We start from the raw sequence: 25480 nt of genomic DNA, 5'->3' as shown, positions 1-25480 counted from the left end.
CATTGAGTTCATAGTGGTGTAGCTGGTCTGACCGAACAGCGAGCACGTGGCCCAGAGGCATCAGCCTCTGGGCCACGTCTACTTCAGGTACGTCTCTCGTCGTATCCCGGCGGTATCTGCGGTGAAACCGCCCACCTGCTCCACCCGTGTCCCCTACGGTCACACTTCAACAGGTCTTAGCTAGACCACATGAAGTCAATGAAGGGGCGAGGGGTTAGAACAGTGCAGATTGATTCAGTAAAAGATGCGGCTCCTTTGACCGTTGGGATTTTCATTCTCGTCGTCGTTTTGGTTTTGATTACGAGGCCCAGGCTCAGGCTCTGGCTCGTGATCGACTGACGCAGCCTCTGCGGGAGGCCCTCCCAGAAGGCGCATGCGGCGCCGGCGGGAAGGCCTCCCTCCCGGGGAGGTCCTCGCGCTCCTCTGCCTTCAGTGCGCCGGCCGGTATCAGCGTTCCGTTGAAAGACGCTGATAAAGCCGCTGGTGAGGGGCCGTTGTCAGTGTGAGTCCTTATTCTTCGCCGTCACTACGACTCCTCCACCGACTCGGGGGTCGAGTGAGCAACTTGGGGGGTTTCTGCATGGCCGTACGCGCGGCCCCTGCCTCGGCCGGCCGCCGAGGCAATGGGGGATGGACGTTTCCCGATCTGGTGGTGGAGGTGTCCGGGCCACTAGCCTGCTTCACCCGGCCCGAGCTGAAGGTGGAGCGGGTCTCGTACCCGGTGATGACGCCGTCGGCCGCGGTGGGGGTGCTGGAGGCGATCTTCTGGAAGCCGGAGATGGCGTACGTCATCACGGCGATCGAGGTGCTGAAGCCGATCGAGTGGACGCAGGTCCGGCGTAATGAGGTGAAGTCCGTGGTCAGCGCCACGGAGGTCGCCGCGCTGCGCAAGGACCCCGGGCGCCGCTACGACGTCGAGACCGACCGCGATCAGCGCAACAGCATGCTGCTGCGCGATGTGCACTACCGGATCCGCGCGCAGATCCTGCGTGCTCCGCACGCCGCGGATGTGCCCGAGCAGAAGTACCGCGATCAGCTCCGCCGGCGCGTCGACAAGGGCGCCTGCTTCGCCGAGCCCTATCTCGGCTGTCGGGAGTTCAGCGCCTTCTTCGGGCCGCAGACGGACGCCCAGCCGATCGGCCGGGACGAGGATCTCGGTGTCATGCTGCACTCCATCGTCTATCCCGCCTCCGGTGGGGAGCAGTACCGCTGGTTCCATGCGCAGCTGCACCAGGGGGTGATGTCGGTGCCGGTCGCCCCGCTGGGGGCGGACGCGGTTGCGATGCCGGTCTCGTCCGCGTGGCGTGCCGACGGCTCCGGTATGGGGCGGTGAGTACGGGATGCTCCTGCACCGTCTGACCGAGTACGCGGCGCGAGCCGAGGCGGACGACGAGCTGCCGCCGCCGTACTACCGGCCCAAGCGGATCCAGTGGATCCTGCAGCTCAACGCGGACGGAACCGCGGCCGGCTTCGTGGACCGGCGTTCGGCCAAGGGCGAGAAGCCGCTGGAGACGACCGCCCCGTACGCCTACCGGTCCGGGACGATGCCGCCGCCGTATCTGATGGTGGACACGGCCCAGTACGTCCTCGCCCTGCCCAAGCAGGCCCCGGGCAAGCCGGTGACCGAGCGTGCCGTCGCGGAGGGCCGGCGCCGCCGCGATGCGTACGCGGATTTCCTGCTGGCCTGGGCAAACGCGGCACCGGACGACCCCTACGCCGAGGCGGTGCGGACGTTCGTCACCACGGGTGTCCTGCACGGGCTCGAGGTGCCGGAGGAGATGACGGCCGCCGACAACATCGCTCTGATGGCGCACGACAACACCTGGCTGCACCTGCTGCCCAGCGTGCGTCAGGCGTGGGCGGCCGGCGTGCGGTCCCGGAAGTCCGGAAAGAACGCCGCCGGTCTGTGCCTGGTCTGCGGCAAGGACGGCGAACTGCTCAGCACCATCCCCGAGAGCATCAAGTCGGGTGCCATTCCTACGGGAGGCCGGGGCCGCGACGCCCAGCTCGTCAGCATCAACGCCTCCGCACAGGGACGGGGCGGCGCCCTGCAGCTGGTCAACACGCCCGTGTGCGAGCGGTGCGGCGGACGGGCCATGGCCGCTTTGAACCTGCTGCTCGCCAGCGACACGAACCGCCGACGCGCCACCGACTCGGTCACCGTGTGGTGGACGCGAGAACCGGTCGACGACCTCTTCGGCACGCTGGACACCGCCACCGACGCCGCGGTGGCCCGGCTCCTTACCTCGCTGCACGAGCACCCCGACCCGGCCACCGCCGAGCGGATCGACCCCAACGCCTACTACTCGCTGACCCTGGGCCTTAACAACGCCCGGGCCGTCGTCCTCGACTGGCTGGACATTCCGGTCGGACGGCTCCGCAACCACCTCGGCGCCTGGTTCGAACATCACCGTGTCTACGACGGCTGGAACCAGAGCTACCGCTACTTCCCGCTGTGGCGCCTCGCCCTCGCCGCAGGCCGCTGGGACGCCAAGGCGAACAAGTACGTCTCCGGCAGTGCCCCCAAGGGCCTGGAGCAAGAACTTCTCCACGCTGCCCTGACCCGCGGGCCGGTACCCGCACGCCTCCTGCCCCACCTCCTGCAGCGCATCCGCGCGGACCGGCGCGTCGACCCCCCGCGCATCGCCCTGCTACGGCTCGCGCTCCACCCGAACCGGAAGGACCACCAGGTGACCGCCCCCGCCGACCGCCTCGATTCCACCCAGCTCGACCCCGGCTACCTGTGCGGGCGCGTCTTCGCCATCCTCGAAGCCATCCAGTACGCGGCGCTGCCGGACGTGAAGGCCACCATCGGCGACAAGTTCTTCGGCACCGCCATGACCGCGCCGGCCGCCGTGTTCAAGAACCTGCGTCTGGGCGCCAACGCCCACCTCAAGCGGCTGCGCCGCGACAACGGGGCCGCCTACACCGCGCTCAGCAGGAGGCTGGCCGAGGCGTTCGCCGCCTTCGACCCCCACGACGGTATTCCCCTGCTCCTCACCACCGAGCAGCAGGCCAAGTTCGTCCTCGGCTACGAGCAGCAGCGCGCCGCGGACTTCGCAGCCAAGGCCGCGCACAAGAAGAACAAGGACCAGGCCACCAACGGGGCTGCTAGCGAGCCCGCGTAGCAGTCCCGCCCAAGGCACTGCGCCTCACGCGCCCCCACTCCTCTCCGCCCTGGCCCCTACCGCACCAGCGACCGGCCGCGGTCCGGAAAACCTCAGCTCGTACCCAGGAGAACGCCATGACCAACCCGCACCTCGACCCGAACCGCAAGATGGACTTCGTCTTCCTTCTCGAAGCCCGCGACAGCAACCCCAACGGTGACCCGGACGCCGGCGGAATGCCCCGCACCGACCCCGTCTCCGGACAGGGCCTGATCACCGACGTCGCCCTCAAGAGGAAGATCCGCAACACCGTAGCCCTCCTCAACGAGGAGGAGAACAAGCCCGGCTACGACATCTACGTCGAGGCCGGCGTCGCCCTCAACAGCCAGCACGAACGCGCCTACGCGGCCGACGCCGTCGGCTCCGAGGCCAGCCAGCTCGACGCGCAGCAGTGGATGTGCCGGACCTTCTTCGACGTACGCATGTTCGGCGCCGTCATGACGACCGGGCAGAAGAACCGCCAGGCCGGCCGCGTCCGCGGCCCGATCCAGCTCACCTTCTCCCGCTCGGTGGACCCGATCACCCCCTTCGAGTTCGGCATCACCCGCGTCACCCCCACCAAGAGCGAGGACCTCGAGAAGAAGACCACCGAGATGGGCTCCAAGCACATCGTCCCCTACGGCCTCTACCGCGGCGAAGGCCACTTCAGCGCCCCCCTTGCCGGCCGCACCGGCGTCACCTGCGACGACCTCGCCATGTTCTGGCGCGCCTTCACTCTCATGTTCGACCATGACCGTGCCGCGGCCCGCGGCGAGTTGAACCTTCGAGGCCTGTATGTCTTCACCCACGACGACAAGTTCGGCAGGGCACCCGCCCGCCAGCTCCTCGACCGCGTCACCGTCAAGGGGCCCGGCGACGCCACCGCCCGCGCCTTCAGCGACTACCAGGTGGACGTCCACGAGGCCGACCTGCCCGAGGGCGTTTCTCTCACCACTCTGATCGGATGACCGTCGCATCCCGTCAGGGCGGAGAGGCAGAGCAGGCCCAAGTCCCCCTCTCCGCCCTGGAGCACTACACCTACTGTCCGCGCCAGTGCGGTCTGATCCTCCTCGAGGACTCTTTCGCCGACGATGCGGCCACCGTGCGCGGCACCCTCCTCCACCAGCGCGTCGACACCCCCGGCAACCGCGGCCGCGGCACCGTGCGTACTCTCCATGCCCTGCCCGTCTGGCACGACGGCCATGGACTGACCGGAATCTGCGACACCGTCGAACTGCATGCGGACGGCACCGTCCTCCCCGTCGAGCACAAATCGGGCCGCTACCACCCCGGCGGCCCCGCTGACGTCCAGGTCGCCGCCCAAGCCATGTGCCTCGAGTACATGTTCAAGCAACCGGTCACCACAGCGGCCATCTACTCCGGCACCGACCGGCGACGCCACATCGTCACCGTCAACGAAGCCCTCCGCACCCGCGTCCTCGATGCGACGAACGCCGTCCGCAACCTCCTGAGCCACAACCACACACTCCCGCCCCCCGTCGCCGACAGCCGCTGCCGCCGCTGCTCCATGGCCACCGACTGCATGCCCAAACTCCTCGCAGGCACCCACCGCTACCAGCAGGCCCTGCACGACCTGTACCTCCTCGACGACACCCAGGACATCGACGAGTGACCACCGAACTCCTCAACACCCTCTACGTCCAGACCCAGGGCACCGACCTGCGGCTGGAACAGGACACCCTCCGCATCCACCTCCCCGACACCCCCGGACGCCGCACACTGCCCCTGCGACGGCTCGACGGCATCGTCGTCTACGGCCACATCAATCTCTCCACAGAACTCATCACCCGCTGCGCGCAGGACAAGCGGCCCGTCACCTGGATGAGCAGAGGCGGCCGCTACCTGGCCCGCCTCGACGGCGCCGCCCGCAGCAACGTCCTTCTCCGGCACGCGCAGCACCAACGCCATGACGACACCGGCGCACGCCTCGGCATCGCCCGGAACCTCGTGGCCGGCAAGATCCGCAACAGTCGGTGGATCCTGCTACGAGCCGCCCGTGACGCCGCACCCGCACGCCGCGAACACGCCCGCAAGGCCGCAGAAGATCTCGCCGCGGCTATCGACAAGCTCAGCGCTGCGGAGTCCATCGATGTCGTCATGGGCATAGAAGGCCAGGCAGCCCGCAACTACTTCGCTGCCCTCCCTCACATCCTGAGTACCGCCACCGACCTACCGCCCTTCACCCACCGCAACCGGCGTCCGCCCACCGACCCCGTCAACGCGGCGCTCTCCTTCACCTACGGCCTCCTCCGCAGCCTTGTCCACGGAGCCCTCGAACAGGTCGGCCTCGACCCGTACCTCGGGTTCCTCCACGGCCTCCGTCCCGGCAAACCGGCCCTCGCGCTGGACCTGATGGAGGAATTCCGCCCCGTTCTCGCCGACCGCTTCGTCCTCACCCAGTTCAACCGCCGGCAACTGCGGGCCAGCCACTTCGACCATCTCAGCGGCGGCGCCGTGAGCCTCACCGAGGACGGCCGCAAAGAACTGATCGGAGCCTGGCAGGAATGGAAGACCCAGACCTGGGAGCATCCCATCGCCGGCCGGGAGGTACCCGCTGGCCTCCTCCCGGTCGTCCAGGCTCGCATCCTCGCCCGCCACCTGAGAGGCGAACTCCCCGGCTACCTCCCCTGGACGGCCTCCTGATGGACCTGCTGCTCACCTACGACGTCGACACCACCAGCCCAGCCGGCCGACGCCGCCTTCGCCGCGTCGCGAAACACTGCGAAGGCCACGGCCTGCGAGTCCAGAAATCCGTCTTCGAGATCGTCGCCGACGAGAAGACGCTCCTCAAACTGCTCCACGACCTCGACCAGATCATCGACTCCGACACCGACAGCATCCGGCTGTACCGGCTTCCCACCGACGGCTTCAACCACGTCCAGACCCTCGGCATCGCCCAGATCCAGCCCCACCGTGAAGACCTCGTACTCTGACGAACCATGTTGTCCGCTGCCCGGCCGACAGACGGATGCGTTTTCCTCCCGCACGCCCGCTTCGGAACCGGAAGCGCACACACGACACGCGGATCGCACCGAAGCCGAATGTCCGCATTGGGCAGCTCTGTCACCCGCTACTCACCCGCACCGCAGCGAGCAGTACGCTGTTTCCGCTGCTCAGGCAGCGTGGCGGTCACCCTCCGGGGTGGCCGAGGATCGCAACTACTTCACCCTTGAGGGCACAGGCAACGAGGTCGACGTGGCGGTCACCCTCCGGGGTGGCCGAGGATCGCAACCCGGCGAGGGCCAGCACGCTCGTGGACAGCCCCGCCAGTGGCGGTCACCCTCCGGGGTGGCCGAGGATCGCAACGACTGGGTGAAGGGTGCCGCGTCCAAGGGCGTCGACGTGGCGGTCACCCTCCGGGGTGGCCGAGGATCGCAACTCCTTGCCGACGTTGTAGATGATCGCGCCGTTGGCCGTGGCGGTCACCCTCCGGGGTGGCCGAGGATCGCAACCAGGAGCCGGTCTACCCCGGACTGCCTCACGGGTGTGGCGGTCACCCTCCGGGGTGGCCGAGGATCGCAACAAGTGGATGGGCGGCGGACTCGCGGCAGTGATCCTGTGGCGGTCACCCTCCGGGGTGGCCGAGGATCGCAACGGACCGTATGACGACACCCCCTGCGTCGACATCCAGAGTGGCGGTCACCCTCCGGGGTGGCCGAGGATCGCAACCCACCGGGGCCGATCCGCCTCCCACTCGATCATGCGGTGGCGATCACCCTCCGGGAGGCCGAGGAACGCAACTCCAGACCCAACTCACCGTCCGCCCTGGTCTGCAGTGGCGGTCACTCTCCGTGGTTGGCTGAGGGGCGCGTCTTCCCCGCCGACGCAGGACTGTTCCATAAGTCAGTGGCTACGCATCAGGCAGTCGGGTGACCGGGCCCCTTGAGGGTGCTGAGGAAGGCGGTCCAGGCGGTGGTGGGGAAGCTGAGGACCGGGCCGTGCGGGGTCTTGCTGTCTCGGACGGGGACAACGGCGGGGAGGCCATGGGCAACCTCGACGCAGTTGTCTGCTCCTCCGTCGCTGTAGCTCGACTTGCGCCAGTTAACGGCACCAAGATCGGTTGTACGGCTCATGATCGGAGCTCCTCCAGGACGCGCTCGATGAACATCACCGAGTCCTGTGGCGTCAACGCCACATCTCGCACCCGATCGTAGGCCAAACGGAACTTATGGATATCGTCAGATTCTTCGAGCAGTTCACCGGACGTGTTGCCTTCCAAGTAGGCAACAGAGGTTCCGTCAGGTTGCCACAACAGGTGGAGTGAGCCCCTGTTGAGCGGGTGAACCCCTGCGCTGAACGGCAGTACCTGGATGGTGATCGTGGGCTGGGCTGCCGAGTAGACGAGGTGGAGCAACTGGTCGTCCCAAATCTTGGGGTCGGCCACAGTGCGCCGCAGTGCCGCTTCATCGATGATCACTCGGATGACAGGTTTGGGCTTTCGGTGAAGCAACTCCTGACGCCCGATACGCGCGACAACCTGTTCCTCCAATGCCTCTTCATCTGGCTGCACCTGCCATAGCGACAGCACAACCCTGGCGTACGCCTCCGTCTGAAGCAGACCAGGAACGCCAGGGGTGTACATGTGCATCACGTTGGCCGTGGCCTCCAGCCGCATGAACGCCTTGTACTGGTCCTTGAACACCTCCATCCGCGCCAGCTTCCACAGCCGAACCAGCAGGTCCCCGGTCTCGTAGTACGTGTCCAGGTCCTCCATCACCGGTCGCTTGGAGATGCGTTCGGCGGCTTCCAGCCGGTACAGGTAGCTCTTGTCGTAGTTGGTGTCCTCGGCGAGCTGGCTCAGCGACTTGCCCGCCTTCTCGCGGAGGTAGCGCAGGGTGCTGCCGAGCGCGCCCCGCGCGGAGTCCTCGTTGCTGTCCTGCCGCTCCGGCCGTACGTTCATCGGCCAACTCCCCTGCCCCTCGTACCGCGTCCGCTGCCTCGCGGAGCGGCAACGCGTCGGCCCTGGCCGCGTCACCTGCTCAGCGTGATGCTTCGAGTGCAACACGTGACGAACGACCGGAGCAGGTAAATGACGGACAAGGAACTCGAAGCGGTGATGGACGGAATTCAGCAGGCGGAGGCCGTGCGGGAGGAGTTGGGGGTGGCGCTGGCCGGTGTCGGGGTCACACTGCCCTCACTGGCACTGGACGTTCCCACGGTCGCGGCATGCCATGCCGTCCCGCTCATTGACCTCGGGCGCTGCAACCTGGAGACCGCTCGTAGGCTCGCGGCCGTTCTACGGGCAGCCGGAACGGCACTGTGAGCGGGGGGACGGAGCCGCTCACGGCTGACGAGCGGAGCCTGATGCTGCGGTTACTGGTCTGCCTGAGGAACGGCCTGGTGTGCGCGGCCGAGGAAGGCCGGGACGAGCCGCCGCCGGAGTCCGCGCCGCGGGGAGGCGGGCGAACGCTGAGCGAGCGGCTCCGGGAGCTCAACCACTGGAGCAGCCACCGGGACGGCCTGCGGTGACCGGACGGCAGTCGGACGTGGACTGGCTCGCACCGCCTCGGGGAACGGAAAGCCTCCCGCGCGGCAGCCTGGTGGAGGACCCGGAATCCGGGCGCGTGGGGATCCTCCAGGACGTCACCGCGTACGTGCCTCCCTGGCGAGGGGATCAGCGCCCGCGACCGACCGCGTTCGTGCGTCCCGTCGGCGGGGGCCGGGAGTGGACCGTGCCCCCGGAGCGGCTGCGCCCGGTCGGCCGGGACCGTGGGGGTGAGCACGGTCCCGGCCGGCCGGGATGACGGTCCGCGCCGTCAGTGGTTGCGGGGGAAGCCCAGGTCGATGCCGGTGGGGGCGTCGGAGGGGTCGGGCCAGCGGGTGGTGACGACCTTGCCGCGGGTGTAGAAGTGCGTGCCGTCGTTGCCGTAGATGTGGTGGTCGCCGAAGAGGGAGTCCTTCCAGCCGCCGAAGGAGTGGTAGCCGACGGGGACCGGGATCGGGACGTTCACGCCGACCATGCCGGCCTCGACCTCCAGCTGGAAGCGGCGGGCGGCGCCGCCGTCCCGGGTGAAGATCGCGGTCCCGTTGCCGTACGGCGAGGAGTTGATGAGGTCCAGGGCCTCCTCGTACGTCTCGGTGCGCAGCACGCACAGCACCGGGCCGAAGATCTCGTCCTGGTAGGCCTTCGCGGACGTGGGCACCTTGTCCAGCAGGGAGATGCCGATCCAGTGGCCGCCCTCGTGGCCCTCGACGGTGTGGCCGGTGCCGTCCAGGACGACCTCGGCGCCCTCGCCCGCCGCGTCCGCCACGTAGGAGGCGACCTTGTCGCGGTGGGCCCTGGTGATCAGCGGGCCCATCTCGGAGGCCGGGTCGTTGCCGGGACCGATCCTGATCTTCTCGGCGCGCTCGCGGATCTTCTCCACCAGGGTGTCGCCGATCGCGCCGACGGCGACGACCGCGGAGATCGCCATACAGCGCTCCCCCGCCGAGCCGTAGGCGGCGGAGACGGCGGCGTCGGCCGCCGCGTCCAGGTCGGCGTCGGGCAGCACCAGCATGTGGTTCTTGGCGCCGCCCAGGGCCTGGACGCGCTTGCCGTTCGCCGAGGCGGTGGTGTGGATGTAACGGGCGATGGGGGTGGAGCCGACGAAGGAGACGGCCTTGACGTCGGGGTGGGCGAGGAGGCGGTCGACGGCGAGCTTGTCGCCGTGGACGACGTTGAAGACGCCGTCCGGCAGCCCGGCCTCCGAGAGCAGTTCGGCGAGGCGGACGGCGGCCGACGGGTCCTTCTCGGACGGCTTCAGCACGAAGGTGTTGCCGCAGGCGATGGCCAGCGGGAACATCCACAGCGGCACCATCGCCGGGAAGTTGAACGGGGTGATGCCCGCCACGACGCCCAGCGGCTGGCGGATCGAGGCGACGTCGACCCGGGTGGCGACCTCCGTGGACAGCTCTCCCTTGAGCTGCACGCTGATCCCGCAGGCCAGGTCGACGATCTCCAGTCCGCGCGCGACCTCGCCGAGCGCGTCGGAGTGCACCTTGCCGTGCTCGGCGGTGATCAGTTCGGCGATCTCGTCGCGGTGCGCGTCCAGCAGCGCCCGGAAGGCGAAGAGGACGGAGGTCCGCTTGGCCAGGGAGGACCGCCCCCAGGTCAGGTACGCCTCCTGGGCGGCGGCGACCGCGGCGTCCACCTCCTCCACGGAGGCGAACGCGACCTTCGTGGTGATCTCGCCGGTCGCCGGGTCGGTCACCGGCCCGTACGTGCCCGACGTGCCTTCGGCGGTCTTGCCGCCGATCCAGTGGTTGACGATCTTCGTCATGACCCAGTACTCCTTCACAGAGGGCGGCGTCGGTTCTTCACGTGCCATGGATTCATCAGGTTCATCCCATCAGCATCGGGCGCGTGGCGCGCCCGACACACTGTCGGGCGTTCCGGTCTCCCCGTGGACACTCGGGCCGGGGGAGATCGGGGTGGGTGGGGCGGGGGAAATCCGGGTGGGTGGGGACGGGTGAGCCCCGGTGGGTTCGGGGCCGGGGACCTCCGGCGCGGGGCCGTAGCGGGCGGGGAGTCATCGCACGCACTTCGCTCCTGCCAAAGCAAAGCGGCCTCCCGCGCCGGAGGCGATCGGTGCCGGGGCCGGCCGTCAGCGGTGCCCCGGGGTGCGGCCGGAACGCGCCCGGCCGAAGTGCACGTAGGTCATCGCACGGCCCCCGCGGTGACCGCCGCCTCGATCTCGTCCTCGGTGGGCATCGCGGAGGAGCACTCGAGCCGGGAGGCGACGATGGCTCCGGCGGCGTTGGCGTATCTCATGGTCCGCTCCAGGCTCCAGCCGGCGAGCAGGCCGTGGCAGAGGGAGCCGCCGAAGGCGTCGCCGGCGCCGAGGCCGTTGAGGACGTTCACCGGGAGCGGCGGGACCTCGGCGCTCTCGCCCGTGGCGCTGACCGCGAGGACGCCCTTCGGTCCCTGCTTGACCACGGCGAGTTCGACGCCGGCGGCCAGCAGTGCGCGGGCGGCGGCGTGGGGTTCGCGGACGCCGGTGGCGACCTCCACCTCGTCCAGGTTGCCCACGGCGACGGTGGTGTGGCGCAGGGCCTCCTGGTAGAAGGGGCGGGCCTGGTCGGGGTCGGGCCAGAACATCGGGCGCCAGTCCAGGTCGAAGACGGTGGTGCCGGCCTTGGCCCGGTGGGCGAGCGCGCCGAGGGTCGCGGTGCGGCTGGGCTCCTCGCTCAGTCCGGTGCCGGTGACCCAGAAGACGCGCGCGTCACGGATGGCGTCCAGGTCGAGTTCGTGGGCGTCGATCTCCAGGTCGGGGGCCTTGGGCAGGCGGTAGAAGTACAGCGGGAAGTCGTCCGGCGGGAACACCTCGCAGAAGGTGACCGGGGTGGGCAGCCCGGGGACCGCGGTGACCCAGCGGTCGTCCACGCCGAAGCCGCGCAGCTCCTGGTGGAGGTAGGTGCCGAAGGGGTCGTCGCCGGTGCGGCTGATCACCGCCGTGTGCCGTCCGAGGCGGGCGGCGGCGACCGCGACGTTCGTCGCCGAGCCGCCGAGGAACTTGCCGAAGGAGGTGACCTGCGGAAGCGGGACACCGGTCTGGAGCGGGTAGAGGTCCACTCCGATGCGGCCCATGGTGATCAGGTCGTACGCCATCGCGATCGCGTTCCCTTCGTGCCGTGTCGCCGTGTCGCGGTGTCCGGTGCTCCCGGGGCGTCCTGGTACGGCTCTCCCCCGGTTTCTAGTCGTGCGGCGAAGCCCTGTCAATGTTTTGTCCAGACATACGGACCAGATCTCGACGGGGCCTCCACGGACCCGTCCGGTTCGTCCGGAACACCCCGGACGGATCAACCCGCCCCGCCGACGGACCGGCGAGGGCCTTTGTGCCACTTGTGTCACAAACACCCCGCCCCTGTCACAGATGTCCCGCACAGGCGGTTCTTCCGTCACGTCCCGCACACAGCCGCCCACCCGTCCCGTAACGCGTCGTTGACCGGGCAGAACGCTGGGTGATCGCCAGCGCAGCACCCGGCTCCCCCTGACGGCCGCCCCCTGGCCGCCTCCGTGGTGCTCGCGGGGAGGAACGACGCATGACCGACCGACGTCTGTGGTCGTACAAGGACATCGCGGCGCACATCAAGGTGCAGCCGGACACCGTACGCTCCTACCGCAAGCACGGTCTGCTGCCCCCGCCCGACCACGTGGAGAGCGGCAAACCGTACTGGTACGCGGACACGGTGCGCCGCTGGGTGGCGGCCCGGCCCGGCAACCGGGGCCGCCGGGACTAGCCGATCCGTACGGCACCGCCCGCGTCCGGCCCCGGGCGGACGCGGGCGGTGCTCACCTCCAGGGCTCGATGACCGTCGCGCCCGCGCCCGGTGCCGTGCCCATCGCCGCCAGGGCCGACGGGACGGCGTCCAGGCCGATGGTGCGTGTCACCAGCAGGTCGGGGCGCAGGACGCCCGCCCGGACCAGCTCCAGCATCGGGGGGTAGGCGTGTGCGGCCATGCCGTGGCTGCCGAGGAGTTCCAGCTCCAGGGCGACGGCCCGGGCCATCGGCACCGGGGTCGTGCCCGTCGGTGAGGGCAGCAGGCCGACCTGGACGTGTCGGCCCCGGCGGCGCAGGCCGTTCACGGAGGCGGCGCAGGTGGCGGGTGAGCCCAGGGCGTCCAGGGAGAGGTGGGCGCCCCCGCCGGTGAGGTCGCGGACCGCGGCCGCGGTGTCCTGCGTCCCGGATCCGTCCACGCACTGGGCCGCGCCGAACCTCCGGGCCAGGTCCAGGGCCCGGGGGGACACGTCGACGGCGACGACCCGGGCGCCCGCGGCCGCCGCGATCATCACGGCGGACAGGCCCACCCCGCCGCAGCCGTGCACCGCGACGGACTCCCCCGCCGCCACCCGGCCCTGCTGCACCACCGCCCGGTAGGCCGTGGCGAAACGGCAGCCCAGGGAGGCGGCCGTCGCGAAGGACATGCCCTCGGGGACGTCGACCAGGTTCACGTCGGCGTGGTCCAGGGCCACGTACTGGGCGAACGAGCCCCAGTGGGTGAAGCCGGGCTGGGTCTGCCGCTCGCACACCTGCTGGTCCCCGGCCGCGCAGGCCGGGCAGCTGCCGCAGGCGCAGACGAAGGGGACGGTGACCCGGTCGCCGACCCTCCGGCCGGTGACCCGCGCGCCGACCGCCTCGACGACGCCGGCCAGTTCGTGGCCGGGCACGTGCGGCAGCGTGATGTCCGGGTCGTGGCCCTGCCAGCCGTGCCAGTCGCTGCGGCACAGGCCGGTGGCCTCGACCCGCACCACGACCCCGTGCTCCGCGGGTTCCGGGTCCGCGACCTCCCGCACCTCGGCCGGTTCCCCGTACCGCTCGAACACCACCGCGCGCATGACCGGCCCGCCTTCCGTCCGCGCCGGTGGCGCGGGGCCGGCGCGGAGTGCCGTACGCGCACCCCGGTGCCTCCCCGCCCCTTCCCGGCGATCACCGTTTGCGGCGGAACGCTATCCGCGGACCCCCGTCCTGTCGCGGTCGGCTCCTTGATCCGGGAGAGTCCCGACGATCCTGGATTCATACCCCCTAGGGGTATAGTCTGGAACGCGTGGCCCCCGCGGGCCCCCTCAACCCCGTACGTCTCGACGAGGGAGTAACCAATGACCGCCCAGACCGACACCCAGGGTTCCGTCACCACCGTCTACAAGGTGAGCGGCATGAGCTGCGGCCACTGCGAGGGCGCCGTCTCCGGCGAGCTCTCCGGGATCCCCGGGGTCTCCTCGGTGAAGGCCGTCGCCGCCACCGGCGTGGTCACCGTCGTCTCCGCGGCCCCGCTCGACGAGGAGGCCGTCCGCGCCGCCGTCGACGAGGCCGGTTTCGAACTGGCGGGCAAGGCCTGAGGACACGGTGCCCCGGCCGGCCTCCGCCGCACCGGCCGACCCGCCGCCGAAGGGCGTTTCATTGAGATCTCGACCTGATGAACCGTTCCTAGTCAGTGAGCAGGAGTGAGTCCTGGACCCATTCCTGCTCACTGCGGACCTCCCGAACGGTGTTGGGTGTCCTGGTCGCCCGCGTTCGCTCCGCGTCCGGCGACACGGATCGTGTCCGTGGTCCGGGAACGCGGGGGCGGGGTCCCTCACGCCCCCGGGCACGGTGTCCGGCCTGGGCGGTCCGATGCCCCACACGATCACTCCGGTCGTGTGGGGGCGGTGCCGTCCGTCGCCGGACACGGTGCCCGAGGGCGCGCCTTCCGATCGCGACGCCGGCGGCGTCGTGACGGGTGGTCCTGCGGTTCTTCGAGGTGAGGGGCTTCTGCCAGTGCTCGGCTCCCCAGCGAGAGGTGTAGGCGGGGTCGACGACGACGACGGCGATGCCGAGTTCGGCCGCCATCGACACCAGCCGTGCCCGCAGCCTGGCGACGGGCATGCCGCTGATGAGCCTGCGGAACCGCTTTTTGCGGCCGTGCTTCTCTCGCGTCTTCTCCGCGCCGAAGTCCAGGTCCTCGACCGCGATGGCGACGCCTTCGCGTCGAGCCCAGTGCAGCAGTCGGGTGAGGGCGTGCCGCACCTGGGCGTCCCGGTGCTGGGCGGTGCCGTCGAGGTCGTAGCGGAAGCGGCGGGGCTCACCCATCGGGTTGCCGTGCTCGTCCAGCCGCCAGGCGGCGAGGTGGTCGGCGTTGGTGTCCACGCCGATCAGACCACCCGAGCGGGCCTGCACCAGGGGAACGGTCTGGACCGGGGGGATCGTCCAGGAGGCCGTGAGGCACCAGCGGTCACGGTCCACGTCGTAGTGGATGCGGTAGGCCACCGCCCGGTTCGCGGACACGCGGTCGGCCCACTCCTGGCCCCGGTGCCGGAAGTCGATCCGGCCGGTGAGGACGTACCGGCCGTGCGGCGCGTTGGCCAGGTGCGCCAGCGGGGCCGGGAGCTTGATGCCGGCCCCGCCGTCGGGGCTGACGCGGATGGTCTCGTTCCCGCAGGGCTTGCCCGACTCCCCGTCTGCCTGCAGGAACCAGCGTTCGGCCTCCCAGCGCTGCCGCCACTGCCCGGCGGTGAGCCGGGCGGCTTCCAGATGGTGCCGGTTGCGGGCCAGCCGCTTCCCGCCCCGCACCACGTGCACGACACCGGCCGCACGATCGGACCGCTCGCGTTCCAGCCGGTCCTCCAGCACATGCAGGCGCCGGGTCTTGGCGAACCACTCCCGCCGGGTGCGGTAGCCGCCCGGCGCCCGCTTGGATCCCCTCTCACCCACGGGCAGGGACAGCCGGTGAGCAATCGTCTCGACGCCCGCTTCCAGCCCCTGGATGTGCGCGAGCTGAGCACGACGGGACAGCGCCCACTGATCGTGCGACGCCTTGGTGATCGAACCGGCCCAACGGGACGAGGAATCGGCGGTCAGGGCACGCTTGCGCTCGACCCACGTGTCGGCGGAGTGCTCCAGGCTGTCAGCACACCTGCGCTTGAGATCAGCGGAGGCCAGCGAGCCCAGGTGCGCGCCGACCAGGCGCAACACCTTGTCGTCCCCGGGCGTGAGGCCCTTGAGACGGGTGCGGATGCTGACGCCGGTGGGTCCGTCGGCGACGAACGGCGCCTTGATGGCCCTGAGCGGCTTCTTCTTCGGCTCAGCCATGCCCGGCGGCCTCCAGCGCCTTGCGGGCACGGCTCTTCGCCGACCTGCGCCCGTACCGGCGGGCACAGAACCACGTCAGCGCCTCGGTCATGTCCCGCACCAGGTCGTCCTCGGCCCCGCCGTCGTCCAGGACGACCAGACGGCGGCCCGTCGCGGACAGGGCGGCCTCGACGAGTTCGGTGTTCATCCGGCCCAGCCGGTCCCGGTGCTCGACCACCACCGTGGCCACCTCGGGGTCGGCGAGCAGCCGCCCGGCCCCCGGCCGACGGCCAGTCAACCCCGAACCGACCTCCGGCTCGACCCGCACCACACGCTGACCGGCCTGCGCCGCCCACCGTGACAGGCGAGCCACCTGACGCTCCAGATCCGCCTTCTGCTCATGCGACGACACCCGGGCATACAGACCCAGCCCGCCCACCGCCGCGGGCACGGCAACAGCGTCGATGTTCACCAGGATCGTGCGCGGACCCACCCGCCGGGCAGGCACCGGCAACGTCCCCTCACGGAACCACCGGTACGCCGTCTGCGGGTGCACACCCTGCGCCCTGGCCCACTCCGTCAGATTCACAACCGGACAACGACACTCACCCGTGCAGGGTTACGCTCACTCACTCGGCTTTATGGAACAGCAGCCGAGAACCCCTGGAGTCCGGTACGACCTTTCACATAAGCTCTTCACAAGGCGTACGCACCGTCCTTACGCTCGGGTCCCATTGGCGATAACGGGACCCTTGTGCAGGTAACGGACATACGCAGGAGACGCAGATCACAGTGAAGTGAACGTAACCATCGAAGGGGTTCGAAGGTCTAAGTTGGCGATGTCGGGAAGCGTCTTGGGGGGCGCGACCTGGCATCTGGGGATGTCTTTGGGGGACTTTCCCAGACTGCGTTGCCGGGGCACGTACATCGGAGAGCTTTGAGCGGCCCTCCCGACCGTGCGCTGTCCCGGCAGACCGCATGAGGACCGTGGGCTCCGTTCTGCTCATTGTGCTCGCACAGCGATTCAGGCGCTGTTCTTCACAGACGCCCGGCCGGATCCCGTGGGGGGAATCCGCACCGGGACATGGGAAGGCGCCCTGACGTCGGCCCGTGGGGGGACCGGCGTGGGGCGCCTTCTCGCTTTTCCGGGACCCGGGTTCCGGCCCGAGCGGCCGGGGAGCGGCCCGGCCCGCCGACGAAAACACCGGACGGCACACCCCCGAGGGCATGCCGTCCGGCGTCCGTAGTACCGGTGACCGGTGTCGGTCAGCGCTGCTCGACCGGGACGAAGTCCCGTTCCACCACGCCCGTGTAGATCTGGCGCGGGCGGCCGATGCGGGAGCCCGGCTCCTTGATCATCTCGTGCCACTGGGCGATCCAGCCCGGAAGGCGGCCGAGGGCGAACAGGACCGTGAACATCTCGCTCGGGAAGCCCATGGCCCGGTAGATCAGACCGGTGTAGAAGTCGACGTTCGGGTAGAGGCTGCGCGAGACGAAGTAGTCGTCGGAGAGCGCGTGCTCCTCCAGCTTCAGCGCGATGTCCAGCAGCTCGTCGGACTTGCCGAGGGCGGACAGCACCTCGTGCGCGGCAGCCTTGATGATCTTGGCGCGGGGGTCGAAGTTCTTGTAGACCCGGTGGCCGAAGCCCATCAGGCGGACGCCGTCCTCCTTGTTCTTCACCTTGCGGATGAAGGAGTCGACGTCGCCGCCGTCGGCCTGGATGCCCTCGAGCATCTCCAGGACCGACTGGTTGGCGCCACCGTGCAGCGGGCCCCACAGGGCGGAGATTCCGGCGGAGATCGAGGCGAACATGTTCGCCTGCGAGGAACCGACCAGGCGCACCGTGGAGGTCGAGCAGTTCTGCTCGTGGTCCGCGTGCAGGATGAGCAGCTTGTCCAGGGCGGAGACCACCACCGGGTCGAGCTCGTACTCCTGGGCCGGGACCGAGAAGGTCATGCGCAGGAAGTTCTCGACGTAACTGAGGTCGTTGCGCGGGAAGACGAACGGGTGACCGATCGACTTCTTGTACGCGTAGGCCGCGATGGTCGGGAGCTTGGCCAGCAGCCGGGTGGTGGAGAGGTTGCGCTGGCGCTCGTCGAACGGGTTGTGGCTGTCCTGGTAGAACGTGGACAGCGCCGAGACGACCGAGGACAGCATGGCCATCGGATGGGCGTCGCGCGGGAAGCCCTTGTAAAAGTTCTTGACATCCTCGTGCAGCAGGGTGTGCTGCGTGATGTTGTTCTTGAACACGCTGAGTTCGTCGACGGTCGGCAGCTCACCGTTGATCAGCAGGTAGGCGACCTCCAGGAAGGAGGAGCGCTCGGCCAGCTGCTCGATCGGATACCCGCGGTAACGGAGGATGCCTCCCTCGCCGTCCAGGTACGTGATCGCGGATTTGTATGCGGCGGTGTTGCCGTAACCGCTGTCCAGCGTCACCAGTCCGGTCTGGGCGCGGAGCTTCCCGATGTCGAAGCCCTTGTCGCCGACGCTGCTGTCGACCACCGGGTAGGTGTACTCGCCGTCGCCGTACCGCAGTACTACAGAGTTGTCGCTCACGTCTTCCCTCACCGACGTAGTGCCTCATCTTCGAGGTGCCCTGACTGTCTCTACCATCCCCCACTTGGCTCAGGAGAGTGCACTCGGGGTCGACCATCGGGCCTATCGGCGGCACTGAGTGCCGCCAACTTTCTCATCCTGCCCGCTGTGTTGCGCTTCCGGAAGCCCCTGTGACCTTTGCGACTCATTTGATCGATCATTTTTCTTTCGGGACCGGGGCGAAGGACCGCAACAACGGCGGATCAGACGCCCGCGAGCCGGAAGTCGAGCGCCGTGCAGCGCCTGCCCGCCGACACCGTGCGGACCGCCTGTCCGATCGCCCTGCGGGAGCCGACCAGGACGACCAGCCGCTTGGCCCGGGTGACCGCCGTGTAGAGCAGGTTGCGCTGGAGCATCATCCAGGCCCCCGTGGTCACCGGGATGACGACGGCCGGGTACTCGCTGCCCTGGGAGCGGTGGATGGTCACCGCGTAGGCGTGCGCCAGTTCGTCCAGTTCGTCGAACTCGTACGGCACCTCCTCGTCCTCGTCCGTCAGCACCGTCAGCCGCTGGTCGACCGGGTCGAGCGAGGTGACCACGCCGACGGTTCCGTTGAAGACCCCGTTCTCACCCTTCTCGTAATTGTTGCGGATCTGGGTGACCTTGTCGCCGACGCGGAAGACCCGGCCGCCGAACCGCTTCTCGGGCAGGTCCGGCCGGCCCGGGGTGACGGCCTGCTGGAGCAGCCCGTTCAGCGTGCCGGCGCCGGCCGGGCCGCGGTGCATGGGGGCCAGCACCTGCACGTCCCGGCGCGGGTCGAGGCCGAACCTCGCCGGGATGCGGCGCGCCGCCACGTCCACGGTGAGCCGGCCGGCCTCCTCGGTGTCGTCCTCGACGAAGAGGAAGAAGTCCTTCATGCCGTCGGTGAGCGGGTGCCGCCCGGCGTTGATCCGGTGCGCGTTGGTCACCACGCCCGACTGCTGGGCCTGCCGGAACACGCGCGTGAGGCGGACGGCGGGCACCGGACCGCCGTCCGCCAGCAGGTCACGGAGCACCTCGCCCGCGCCGACGCTGGGGAGCTGGTCCACGTCGCCGACGAAGAGCAGGTGGGCGCCGGGGGCCACTGCCTTGACCAGCTTGTTGGCCAGCAACAGGTCGAGCATGGACGCCTCGTCGACCACCACCAGGTCGGCGTCCAGCGGCCGGTCCCGGTCATAGGCCGCGTCGCCGCCGGGCTTGAGCTCCAGCAGGCGGTGGACGGTGGAGGCCTCGGCGCCGGTCAGCTCGGCCAGGCGCTTGGCGGCGCGGCCGGTCGGCGCCGCGAGCACCACCTTGGCCTTCCTGGCGCGGGCCAGCTCCACGATGGAGCGGACGGTGAACGACTTGCCGCAGCCCGGTCCGCCGGTGAGGACCGCGACCTTCTCGGTGAGCGCCAGCTTCACGGCGGCCTCCTGCTCGGGGGCCAGGTCGGTTCCGGTACGCCCCTTGAGCCAGCCGAGGGCCTTCGCCCAGTCCACGTCCCTGAAGCCCGGCATCCGGTCCTCGCCGGTGCGCAGCAGCCGCAGCAGCTGGGCGGAGAGGGACAGCTCGGCGCGGTGGAAGGGGACGAGGTAGACCGCGGTGACCGGGTCGCCGCCCTGCGGGTCGGGCACCTTCTCCCGGACGACCCCGGGGTCCTCGCCCTCCTCCGGCTCCGCGGCCAGCTCGGCGAGGCACTCGATGACGAGCCCGGTGTCCACCTGGAGCAGCTTCACCGCGTCGGCGATCAGCTTCTCCTCGGGGAGGTAGCAGTGCCCCTGGTCGGTGGCCTGCGACAGGGCGTACTGCAGGCCCGCCTTGACCCGGTCCGGGCTGTCGTGCGGAATGCCGACGGACTGGGCGATCCTGTCGGCGGTGAGGAAGCCGATGCCCCACACGTCGGACGCCAGCCGGTAGGGCTGGTTCTTCACGACGGAGATCGAGGCGTCCCCGTACTTCTTGTAGATCCGCACGGCGATCGACGTCGACACCTCGACGGTCTGGAGGAAGAGCATGACCTCCTTGATCGCCTTCTGCTCCTCCCAGGCGTCGGCGATCTTCTTGGTCCGCTTGGGACCGAGACCGGGCACCTCGACGAGCCGCTTGGGCTCCTCCTCGATGACGGTCAGGGTGTCCAGCCCGAAGTGCTGGGTGATGCGGTCGGCGAACACCGGCCCGATGCCCTTGACCAGCCCCGAGCCGAGGTAGCGGCGGATGCCCTGGACGGTGGCCGGGAGCAGCGTCGTGTAGTTCTCCACGTGGAACTGCTTGCCGTACTGCGGGTGCGACCCCCACCGCCCCTCCATCCGCAGCGACTCGCCCACCTGGGCGCCGAGCAGCGCCCCGACGACGGTGAGCAGGTCGCCGGCGCCCCGGCCGGTGTCGACCCGGGCGACCGTGTAGCCGTTGTCCTCATTGGCGTACGTGATGCGCTCGAGGACACCTTCGAGAGTGGCGAGCCGCCGCTCACCGGGGGTCGCCGCGGACTGGTTGGACATGCTCCGACCGTACCGGTGGGGTGTGACAGAGTGCCGGGCCGTCCGGGCTTCAGCGCCGGGAAGCCGCTGTGAGCGCGTGGACGAAGGGGCGAGCGCTTGCTCGGCCGGCGTCCGAGCCACCGTGCTCGCTCCCTTCCGGTCGGGCCGATCCGGATGTGGGGGCCCGTCCGAAGGTCCTAGGTCCGGTGTAGGGGTGCTTCTGGATCCCTGGACCGATGGTGGCGCACCATCGCGTGGCTAGAGTCAGATCACATGAAAATCGACGGCACGCTCGACGAGGCCTACGAACGGCTGCATCGGACCGGACCGGAATTCGAGGGCTGGCTGACCAATCACGGCCCCATGGCGGTGGAGTCCATGGTCCGGCGCGGACACGCGCGACAGGTCCACCGCTGGTTGGACCTCTACATGAGCCGGCTGGACGATCGGCCCCGCGGCGTCTCGCCCATCACCGCCGCCGAATGGCGCACGGCGCTCGGGGACCCCCGCCGTCTCGGTGACTGGCTTGCGTTCTTCGAACGCGAGGTGGCCGAACAGCCCTGGCGCGCGGTACTGGAGACGTGGTGGCCACGGCTTCTGCCCGGCATCGCGGCCGGCGCCACCCACGGGGTGATCCGTACCGGCCACGCCGTCCACGCCCTGCTGGACCACGAGGACGGACCGCGCCTGGCCGAGCTCGGCCAAGCCCTCGGCTACTGGGCGGCGCGCTGGCAGCGGGTGCCCTCCGCCACCCCTTCCGGAACCGCCGACCCGGCGTCCGCTCTCGCAGGCGTTCCGCGCGTTCCCGACCAGACCGCGGGCATCAACCACCGGCTCGACCAGCTCACCGACCTGACCGGCTGGCCGATCGCGCTGGCCGCGCTGAGACCCGCCGCGGACGCCGGGCAGGCCCGGGACCTGCTGGCCGATCTGACGACGGCTGCCGCCGTGCACTACCTCCCGAACGCGCACGGCTCGCCCGTCATGCTGGTTCACGCCGCCACCGCGCCCATGGCCGTCCTGCGTACCTTGCCCGCACTCCCCAGCACCCAGTGGGTCATGAGCCTGCACGCGGCCTGGGCGGCCGGCGCGGCCGTGGCCGCGGCCTACACCCCCACCGCACCCGCACCTCGGCACGCCCTCCCCACCGCCCACCGGTCAGCGGAAGAGACCTTCGCCCTTGCCGTCCGCCACCAGGACGAACACGTCATCAAGCTCGCCGACACCTGCCTTGACGTTCACCGGCGCACAGGCCACCCCGACGCCCTCACCGCAGTGATCCGCGCGACCGAGCTGATCGACGAGCACTGACGCCACGCCTTTCGGCTTCGGCCCCAGGCAGGTTTCTCCGACTCGCGCACGGCGAACTCCTCAGTCATCGTGCACTCCGGCACCCGGCCCACCCCGCTCACCGGGCGGTCGCTGCGGACCGGTGGGACGCGGTTCCACGGTACGGGTGGGGTCGGACCTCCCGGGCCCTGCCCGGGAGGCCGGGGTCGGTAGGCTCTCGCGGACGAACTCGAGCAGATGGCGGAGCCGTACGCGATGCGAGACCTCTACAACGTCCGGTTGCGGCCCACCGAGGCCGAGGCCGCCGTCGCACCGCTGACCGACGAGGAGGAGCAGCGCTTCCGGGCCGTGCTCTTCAGCGAGCTGGGCAACGAGATCGCCGACCACGGTTATGCGCGTTTCCCGGCGCACACGCCCGAGGACCGCCGTCGGCTGGTCGACGTCGCCCAGCGCCTCACCGCGTACTGGGGACAGCAGGTGTTCGTCGAGGCCGAGGACCTCACCCGCCTGAGACTCCACCTCGCCGGCCACGAAGCGCGTCCGCGGACACTGCCGACGCCCTCCTGAGCCCCGCGCCGACAACCGGTCCGGAAGCAGCGGCTCGATCCGCCCGCCGCGCGTCCCTCACGGTCGGACACAGACCGGCCCTCGGCCAAGACGGAGAACACCGTCCTCGCTAGGAAGCTCCCGCGTCGTGCTTCTCACGGCTGGTGAGGACCTGGTCCATGTGAGTCTGCGCCCACTGCCTGAGCCCGCGGGTCAGGTGGTGGAGCGAGAGGCCGAGGTCGGTCAGCTCGTAGGTGACGGTGACGGGGACCGTGGGTGTCACGGTGCGGGTGAGCAGGCCGTCGCGTTCGAGGGCCCGTAGGGTCTGGGTCAGCATCTTCTGGCTGGCGCCCGCCAGCAGCCGGGCGATTTCGGAGTAGCGCATCGCTTCCGGGGCGTGCGACGCGCCGGATCGTTCGGACGCGTCACCGCCCAGTGCGCACAGGATCAGGACGACCCACTTGTCCGAGATCCGGTCGAGGAGCTGACGGCTTGGGCACACCGCCAGGAACGCGTTGTACTCCGCCTTGGCCTGCGCCCTTTTCTCGGCCTTCGTCGTTGTCACCGATCTCACTGCCAACCTCTGGGGTGGTTACGCACTTCCGAGTGCCTACTTCCCGAGGGGAAGCAGGTCTCCAATGCTGGTGCAAGGGGGACGGAGACACCACCCCCGGCACAAGCGAAAGGCACTGCGATGGAGACCGCCCTCACTCCTCCTCTTCCCGGCGGAACCTGGAAGCTGGGTGACTCGACCGTCACCCGGTTCGGCTACGGCGCGATGCAGCTCGCCGGCCCGTGGGTCATGGGGCCGCCCGCCGACCACGACGGCGCCCTGGCCGTCCTGCGCGAGGCGGTCGGCCTCGGGATCACCCACATCGACACCAGTGACGCCTACGGACCGCGCATCACGAACGAGCTGATCCGCGAAGCGCTGTACCCCTACCCGGAGTCGCTGTTCATCGCCACCAAGGTGGGCGCGACCCGCGACGCGCAGGGCGGCTGGCCCACGGCCCGGCGCCCCGAAGACCTGCGCAGGCAGGTCCACGAGAACCTCGGCTCCCTCGGTGTCGAGGCCCTCGACCTGGTCAACATGCGCATGGGCGACGCTCAGGGCCCCCGGCCGGACTCGATCTCCGAGGCGTTCGAAACACTGGTCGCCCTCCAGCAGGAGGGTCTGGTCCGACACCTCGGCGTCAGCAACGTCACCGCGGAACAGGTCGCCGAGGCGCGCGGCATCGCCCCGATCGTGTGTGTGCAGAACATGTACAACCTCGCCCACCGCCACGACGACGACCTCGTCGACCACCTCGCCGCCGACGGCATCGCCTACGTGCCGTTCTTCCCACTGGGCGGCTTCACGCCGCTCCAGTCCGAGGCCCTCCTGCGGGTCGCGAGCCGGCTGGAGGCGACGCCGATGTCGGTCGCGCTGGCCTGGCTGATGCGACGCTCGCCGAACATCCTGCTCATCCCCGGCACCTCGTCCACCGCCCACCTGCGCGAGAACATCGCGGGCGCCGGGCTCTGCCTCTCCGACGAGGACATGGCCGAACTGGACGGCGTCGGCCGCGCGTGACCGGCCGGTGCGCCGGCCGGGCCCCCTCTTTACGGGCTCCGGCCGCGTGCCGGTGGACCCGTCACCGTGCTCCTCCGGCGAGTGGACCCGCTGTGTCCCGGTCCGGAGCTCGAAGGCGACCTGAGCTCCGGATGGTGCCCCCTCGGGTGGTGCAGGGATTCCGCGTGGCCCCGGCGCCGCGGGCCGGGGACGACTGCCCTGCCGGAAACCGTGAGCAGTCGGCGGGAATGTGTCACTTGAACGCTCAGGTGAGCGGTATCAGGACAGGAGGGGCCGAAGTACTCACGACTTCGGGACGGTGCGTGCTCCCCGCAGGCAGGCCCTCCAGAAGCGTGGGCCGACAACCGGATCGGTGAGGCTGTGCGTTCAGACGGGTGTGCGAGACCCTCTGAGGCGGTACTGTCGCTGTCGCCCGTCGGAAGGATCTCCGTGACCGATCCCACGCCCGCGTTGCTGCCCGCCCCGCCCTACTACGCCGTGGTGTTCACCTCCGTGCGGACCGCCGGCGACAACGGCTACGGGGAGACGGCCGAGCGGCTGCTGGAACTGGCCGCCGAGCAGCCGGGGTTCCTCGGTGTCGACTCCGCTCGCGGTGCGGACGGCCTGGGGATCACGGTGTCGTACTGGAAGAACGAGGAATCGATCGCCGCCTGGCGGGATCACGCGGAGCACGCCCCGGTTCGTGCACACGGACACGAGCACTGGTACGCCTCGTTCTCGCTCCACGTGGCCAAGGTCGAGCGCGCCTACGGGTTTGCCCGCCCGGCAGACGCGTAGGGCCACCGCCCACCCGTCCTCGCGATCGTTCACGCAGGGATTCCGGTACGCGCGGCGGCGGTGGACGAGCGGTTCCGGGCATCCGACCCGTACCGGGTCAGCCGCTGCCCCTCACCGGACGGCCGACTGACTGAGGTCCACCCGGCCCGGTTCGCCGCCGGCCTGACCGACAGTTCGTCTCCGCCGTCGGCGTGACGGCCGACGCCTCCGGCGCGGTGAACCGCACTCCGGAAGCCCCGACCGGTTCACGGCCCGCGCCGGTCGGGGCTTTCGTCGCCGCGCCTAGTGGTCGCGTGAGCGGCCGGACGGAGTCCGGCCGTCTTCGGCGCGGGCCCGTCTGCGTCGTCGTAGCGGTGCCGTCGCCCACATCGTCAGCCCGAAGAGGGACAGGAGCAGCGCCCCTCCGACGAGGGTGGGGACCGCTGCCATGAGGAGGAGCGTCAGCAGCAGCTCCGCTCCCGCCGGCTCCTCGCCCATCGTGCTCCCGCCCTGCGCCATGAACACCATGAACACCATGACGGTGGCAGTCGGTGATCAGTTCCCTATGCACGCGTCGGCTGCACGCGGCACTCC

The 25480-nt window shown here is 69.9% G+C and carries 25 protein-coding genes, 1 pseudogene and 1 CRISPR repeat array; of the genes and pseudogenes, 14 read left to right on the top strand and 12 right to left on the bottom strand.

What is annotated here, in order from left to right; all coding sequences use genetic code 11:
- The first annotated feature begins 658 nt into the window (after window positions 1-658).
- From cas5c to cas2, 6 genes are all read left to right on the top strand, one after another.
- The gene (gene cas5c, locus PYS65_RS23695) at window positions 659-1333 is read left to right on the top strand and encodes a type I-C CRISPR-associated protein Cas5c (protein ID WP_279335953.1); all 675 of its coding nucleotides are present in this window, start codon (window positions 659-661) and stop codon (window positions 1331-1333) included.
- Between the two features lie 7 nt (window positions 1334-1340).
- Entirely contained in the window at window positions 1341-3128 is a 1788-nt protein-coding gene (gene cas8c, locus PYS65_RS23690; RefSeq protein ID WP_279335952.1) for a type I-C CRISPR-associated protein Cas8c/Csd1, read from the top strand.
- A 116-nt stretch (window positions 3129-3244) separates the two neighbouring features.
- Window positions 3245-4114: a type I-C CRISPR-associated protein Cas7/Csd2 gene (gene cas7c / locus PYS65_RS23685; RefSeq protein ID WP_279335951.1), complete on the top strand. Its 870-nt coding sequence runs from the start codon at window positions 3245-3247 to the stop codon at window positions 4112-4114.
- Complete coding sequence (cas4, locus tag PYS65_RS23680; RefSeq protein WP_279335950.1) at window positions 4111-4779, top strand: CRISPR-associated protein Cas4; 669 nt, start codon at window positions 4111-4113, stop codon at window positions 4777-4779. Before cas7c ends, cas4 begins: the two co-directional genes overlap by 4 nt.
- Complete coding sequence (gene cas1c, locus PYS65_RS23675) at window positions 4776-5810, top strand: type I-C CRISPR-associated endonuclease Cas1c (RefSeq protein WP_279335949.1); 1035 nt, start codon at window positions 4776-4778, stop codon at window positions 5808-5810. Before cas4 ends, cas1c begins: the two co-directional genes overlap by 4 nt.
- On the top strand, window positions 5810-6100 hold the full coding sequence (gene cas2 / locus PYS65_RS23670; protein ID WP_279335948.1) for a CRISPR-associated endonuclease Cas2: 291 nt from the start codon (window positions 5810-5812) through the stop codon (window positions 6098-6100). The genes cas1c and cas2 overlap by 1 nt, the downstream gene beginning before the upstream one ends.
- A 189-nt stretch (window positions 6101-6289) precedes the next feature.
- Window positions 6290-6836: direct repeats of the CRISPR family, unit length 37 nt; unit sequence GTGGCGGTCACCCTCCGGGGTGGCCGAGGATCGCAAC.
- 188 nt (window positions 6837-7024) lie between these two features.
- Here the strand turns inward: cas2 and PYS65_RS23665 are convergent.
- Together PYS65_RS23665 and PYS65_RS23660 are read right to left on the bottom strand one after the other, a co-directional pair.
- The gene (locus tag PYS65_RS23665) at window positions 7025-7240 is read right to left on the bottom strand and encodes a DUF397 domain-containing protein (RefSeq protein ID WP_279335947.1); all 216 of its coding nucleotides are present in this window, start codon (window positions 7238-7240) and stop codon (window positions 7025-7027) included.
- Window positions 7237-8067, bottom strand: a complete 831-nt coding sequence (locus PYS65_RS23660) for a helix-turn-helix domain-containing protein (protein ID WP_279335946.1) — start codon at window positions 8065-8067, stop codon at window positions 7237-7239. Before PYS65_RS23660 ends, PYS65_RS23665 begins: the two co-directional genes overlap by 4 nt.
- Before the next feature lie 129 nt (window positions 8068-8196).
- Between PYS65_RS23660 and PYS65_RS23655 the strand changes: the two genes are divergently transcribed.
- Window positions 8197-8430 (top strand): hypothetical protein, encoded by a 234-nt coding sequence (locus tag PYS65_RS23655; RefSeq protein ID WP_279335945.1) that lies wholly within the window; start codon window positions 8197-8199, stop codon window positions 8428-8430.
- 41 nt (window positions 8431-8471) lie between these two features.
- The gene (locus PYS65_RS23650) at window positions 8472-8636 is read left to right on the top strand and encodes a hypothetical protein (protein ID WP_279335944.1); all 165 of its coding nucleotides are present in this window, start codon (window positions 8472-8474) and stop codon (window positions 8634-8636) included.
- 287 nt (window positions 8637-8923) lie between these two features.
- On the opposite strand, the gene mmsA is transcribed toward PYS65_RS23650, so the two are convergent.
- From mmsA to iolC, 3 genes and pseudogenes are all read right to left on the bottom strand, one after another.
- Window positions 8924-10426 (bottom strand): CoA-acylating methylmalonate-semialdehyde dehydrogenase, encoded by a 1503-nt coding sequence (gene mmsA / locus PYS65_RS23645; RefSeq protein ID WP_279335943.1) that lies wholly within the window; start codon window positions 10424-10426, stop codon window positions 8924-8926.
- A 252-nt stretch (window positions 10427-10678) separates the two neighbouring features.
- Window positions 10679-10750: pseudogene (locus PYS65_RS23640) on the bottom strand (5-deoxy-glucuronate isomerase); the annotation flags it as partial.
- Between the two features lie 53 nt (window positions 10751-10803).
- Entirely contained in the window at window positions 10804-11754 is a 951-nt protein-coding gene (gene iolC, locus PYS65_RS23635; protein WP_279335942.1) for a 5-dehydro-2-deoxygluconokinase, read from the bottom strand.
- A gap of 434 nt (window positions 11755-12188) precedes the next feature.
- On the opposite strand from iolC, the gene PYS65_RS23630 reads away from it, so the two are divergent.
- Window positions 12189-12386, top strand: coding sequence for a helix-turn-helix transcriptional regulator (locus PYS65_RS23630; protein ID WP_279335941.1), 198 nt, complete (start codon window positions 12189-12191; stop codon window positions 12384-12386).
- A gap of 52 nt (window positions 12387-12438) precedes the next feature.
- Here PYS65_RS23630 and PYS65_RS23625 read toward each other — a convergent pair whose 3' ends face one another.
- Complete coding sequence (locus tag PYS65_RS23625; protein WP_279335940.1) at window positions 12439-13482, bottom strand: zinc-dependent alcohol dehydrogenase family protein; 1044 nt, start codon at window positions 13480-13482, stop codon at window positions 12439-12441.
- Between the two features lie 261 nt (window positions 13483-13743).
- Between PYS65_RS23625 and PYS65_RS23620 the strand changes: the two genes are divergently transcribed.
- Window positions 13744-13983, top strand: coding sequence for a heavy-metal-associated domain-containing protein (locus PYS65_RS23620; RefSeq protein WP_279335939.1), 240 nt, complete (start codon window positions 13744-13746; stop codon window positions 13981-13983).
- An 88-nt stretch (window positions 13984-14071) separates the two neighbouring features.
- Here PYS65_RS23620 and PYS65_RS23615 read toward each other — a convergent pair whose 3' ends face one another.
- The 4 genes from PYS65_RS23615 to recD2 all read right to left on the bottom strand — a co-directional run bounded on the left by PYS65_RS23615 (window position 14072) and on the right by recD2 (window position 20742).
- Window positions 14072-15712 carry an IS200/IS605 family accessory protein TnpB-related protein gene (locus tag PYS65_RS23615; protein ID WP_279335938.1) on the bottom strand — a complete coding sequence of 547 codons (1641 nt, stop codon included), beginning with the start codon at window positions 15710-15712 and terminating at the stop codon, window positions 14072-14074.
- A complete protein-coding gene (locus PYS65_RS23610; RefSeq protein WP_279335937.1) occupies window positions 15705-16280 on the bottom strand; it encodes an IS607 family transposase in 576 nt (191 codons plus the stop codon). Before PYS65_RS23610 ends, PYS65_RS23615 begins: the two co-directional genes overlap by 8 nt.
- 677 nt (window positions 16281-16957) lie before the next feature.
- Window positions 16958-18247: a citrate synthase gene (locus PYS65_RS23605; protein ID WP_279335936.1), complete on the bottom strand. Its 1290-nt coding sequence runs from the start codon at window positions 18245-18247 to the stop codon at window positions 16958-16960.
- A gap of 242 nt (window positions 18248-18489) precedes the next feature.
- On the bottom strand, window positions 18490-20742 hold the full coding sequence (gene recD2 / locus PYS65_RS23600) for an SF1B family DNA helicase RecD2 (protein ID WP_279335935.1): 2253 nt from the start codon (window positions 20740-20742) through the stop codon (window positions 18490-18492).
- A 252-nt stretch (window positions 20743-20994) separates the two neighbouring features.
- On the opposite strand from recD2, the gene PYS65_RS23595 reads away from it, so the two are divergent.
- Entirely contained in the window at window positions 20995-22032 is a 1038-nt protein-coding gene (locus tag PYS65_RS23595) for a questin oxidase family protein (protein WP_279335934.1), read from the top strand.
- Window positions 22033-22248: 216 nt separating this feature from the next.
- Complete coding sequence (locus PYS65_RS23590) at window positions 22249-22578, top strand: hypothetical protein (RefSeq protein ID WP_279335933.1); 330 nt, start codon at window positions 22249-22251, stop codon at window positions 22576-22578.
- A 109-nt stretch (window positions 22579-22687) separates the two neighbouring features.
- Here PYS65_RS23590 and PYS65_RS23585 read toward each other — a convergent pair whose 3' ends face one another.
- On the bottom strand, window positions 22688-23122 hold the full coding sequence (locus PYS65_RS23585) for a winged helix-turn-helix transcriptional regulator (protein WP_279335932.1): 435 nt from the start codon (window positions 23120-23122) through the stop codon (window positions 22688-22690).
- Between the two features lie 129 nt (window positions 23123-23251).
- Here PYS65_RS23585 and PYS65_RS23580 point away from each other — a divergent pair, with 129 nt between their 5' ends.
- Together PYS65_RS23580 and PYS65_RS23575 are read left to right on the top strand one after the other, a co-directional pair.
- Complete coding sequence (locus tag PYS65_RS23580) at window positions 23252-24130, top strand: aldo/keto reductase family oxidoreductase (RefSeq protein WP_279335931.1); 879 nt, start codon at window positions 23252-23254, stop codon at window positions 24128-24130.
- Window positions 24131-24559: 429 nt separating this feature from the next.
- Window positions 24560-24907 (top strand): antibiotic biosynthesis monooxygenase family protein, encoded by a 348-nt coding sequence (locus PYS65_RS23575; protein ID WP_279335930.1) that lies wholly within the window; start codon window positions 24560-24562, stop codon window positions 24905-24907.
- A 282-nt stretch (window positions 24908-25189) separates the two neighbouring features.
- Here the strand turns inward: PYS65_RS23575 and PYS65_RS23570 are convergent, their stop codons facing one another.
- Complete coding sequence (locus PYS65_RS23570) at window positions 25190-25423, bottom strand: hypothetical protein (RefSeq protein ID WP_279335929.1); 234 nt, start codon at window positions 25421-25423, stop codon at window positions 25190-25192.
- Between the last annotated feature and the right edge of the window lie 57 nt (window positions 25424-25480).

Origin of the sequence: Streptomyces cathayae, from assembly GCF_029760955.1 — a bacterium.
GTDB lineage: Bacteria > Actinomycetota > Actinomycetes > Streptomycetales > Streptomycetaceae > Streptomyces > Streptomyces cathayae.
The sequence above is the reverse complement of the archived record's forward strand: the minus strand, read 5'-3'. Positions and strand labels throughout refer to the sequence as shown.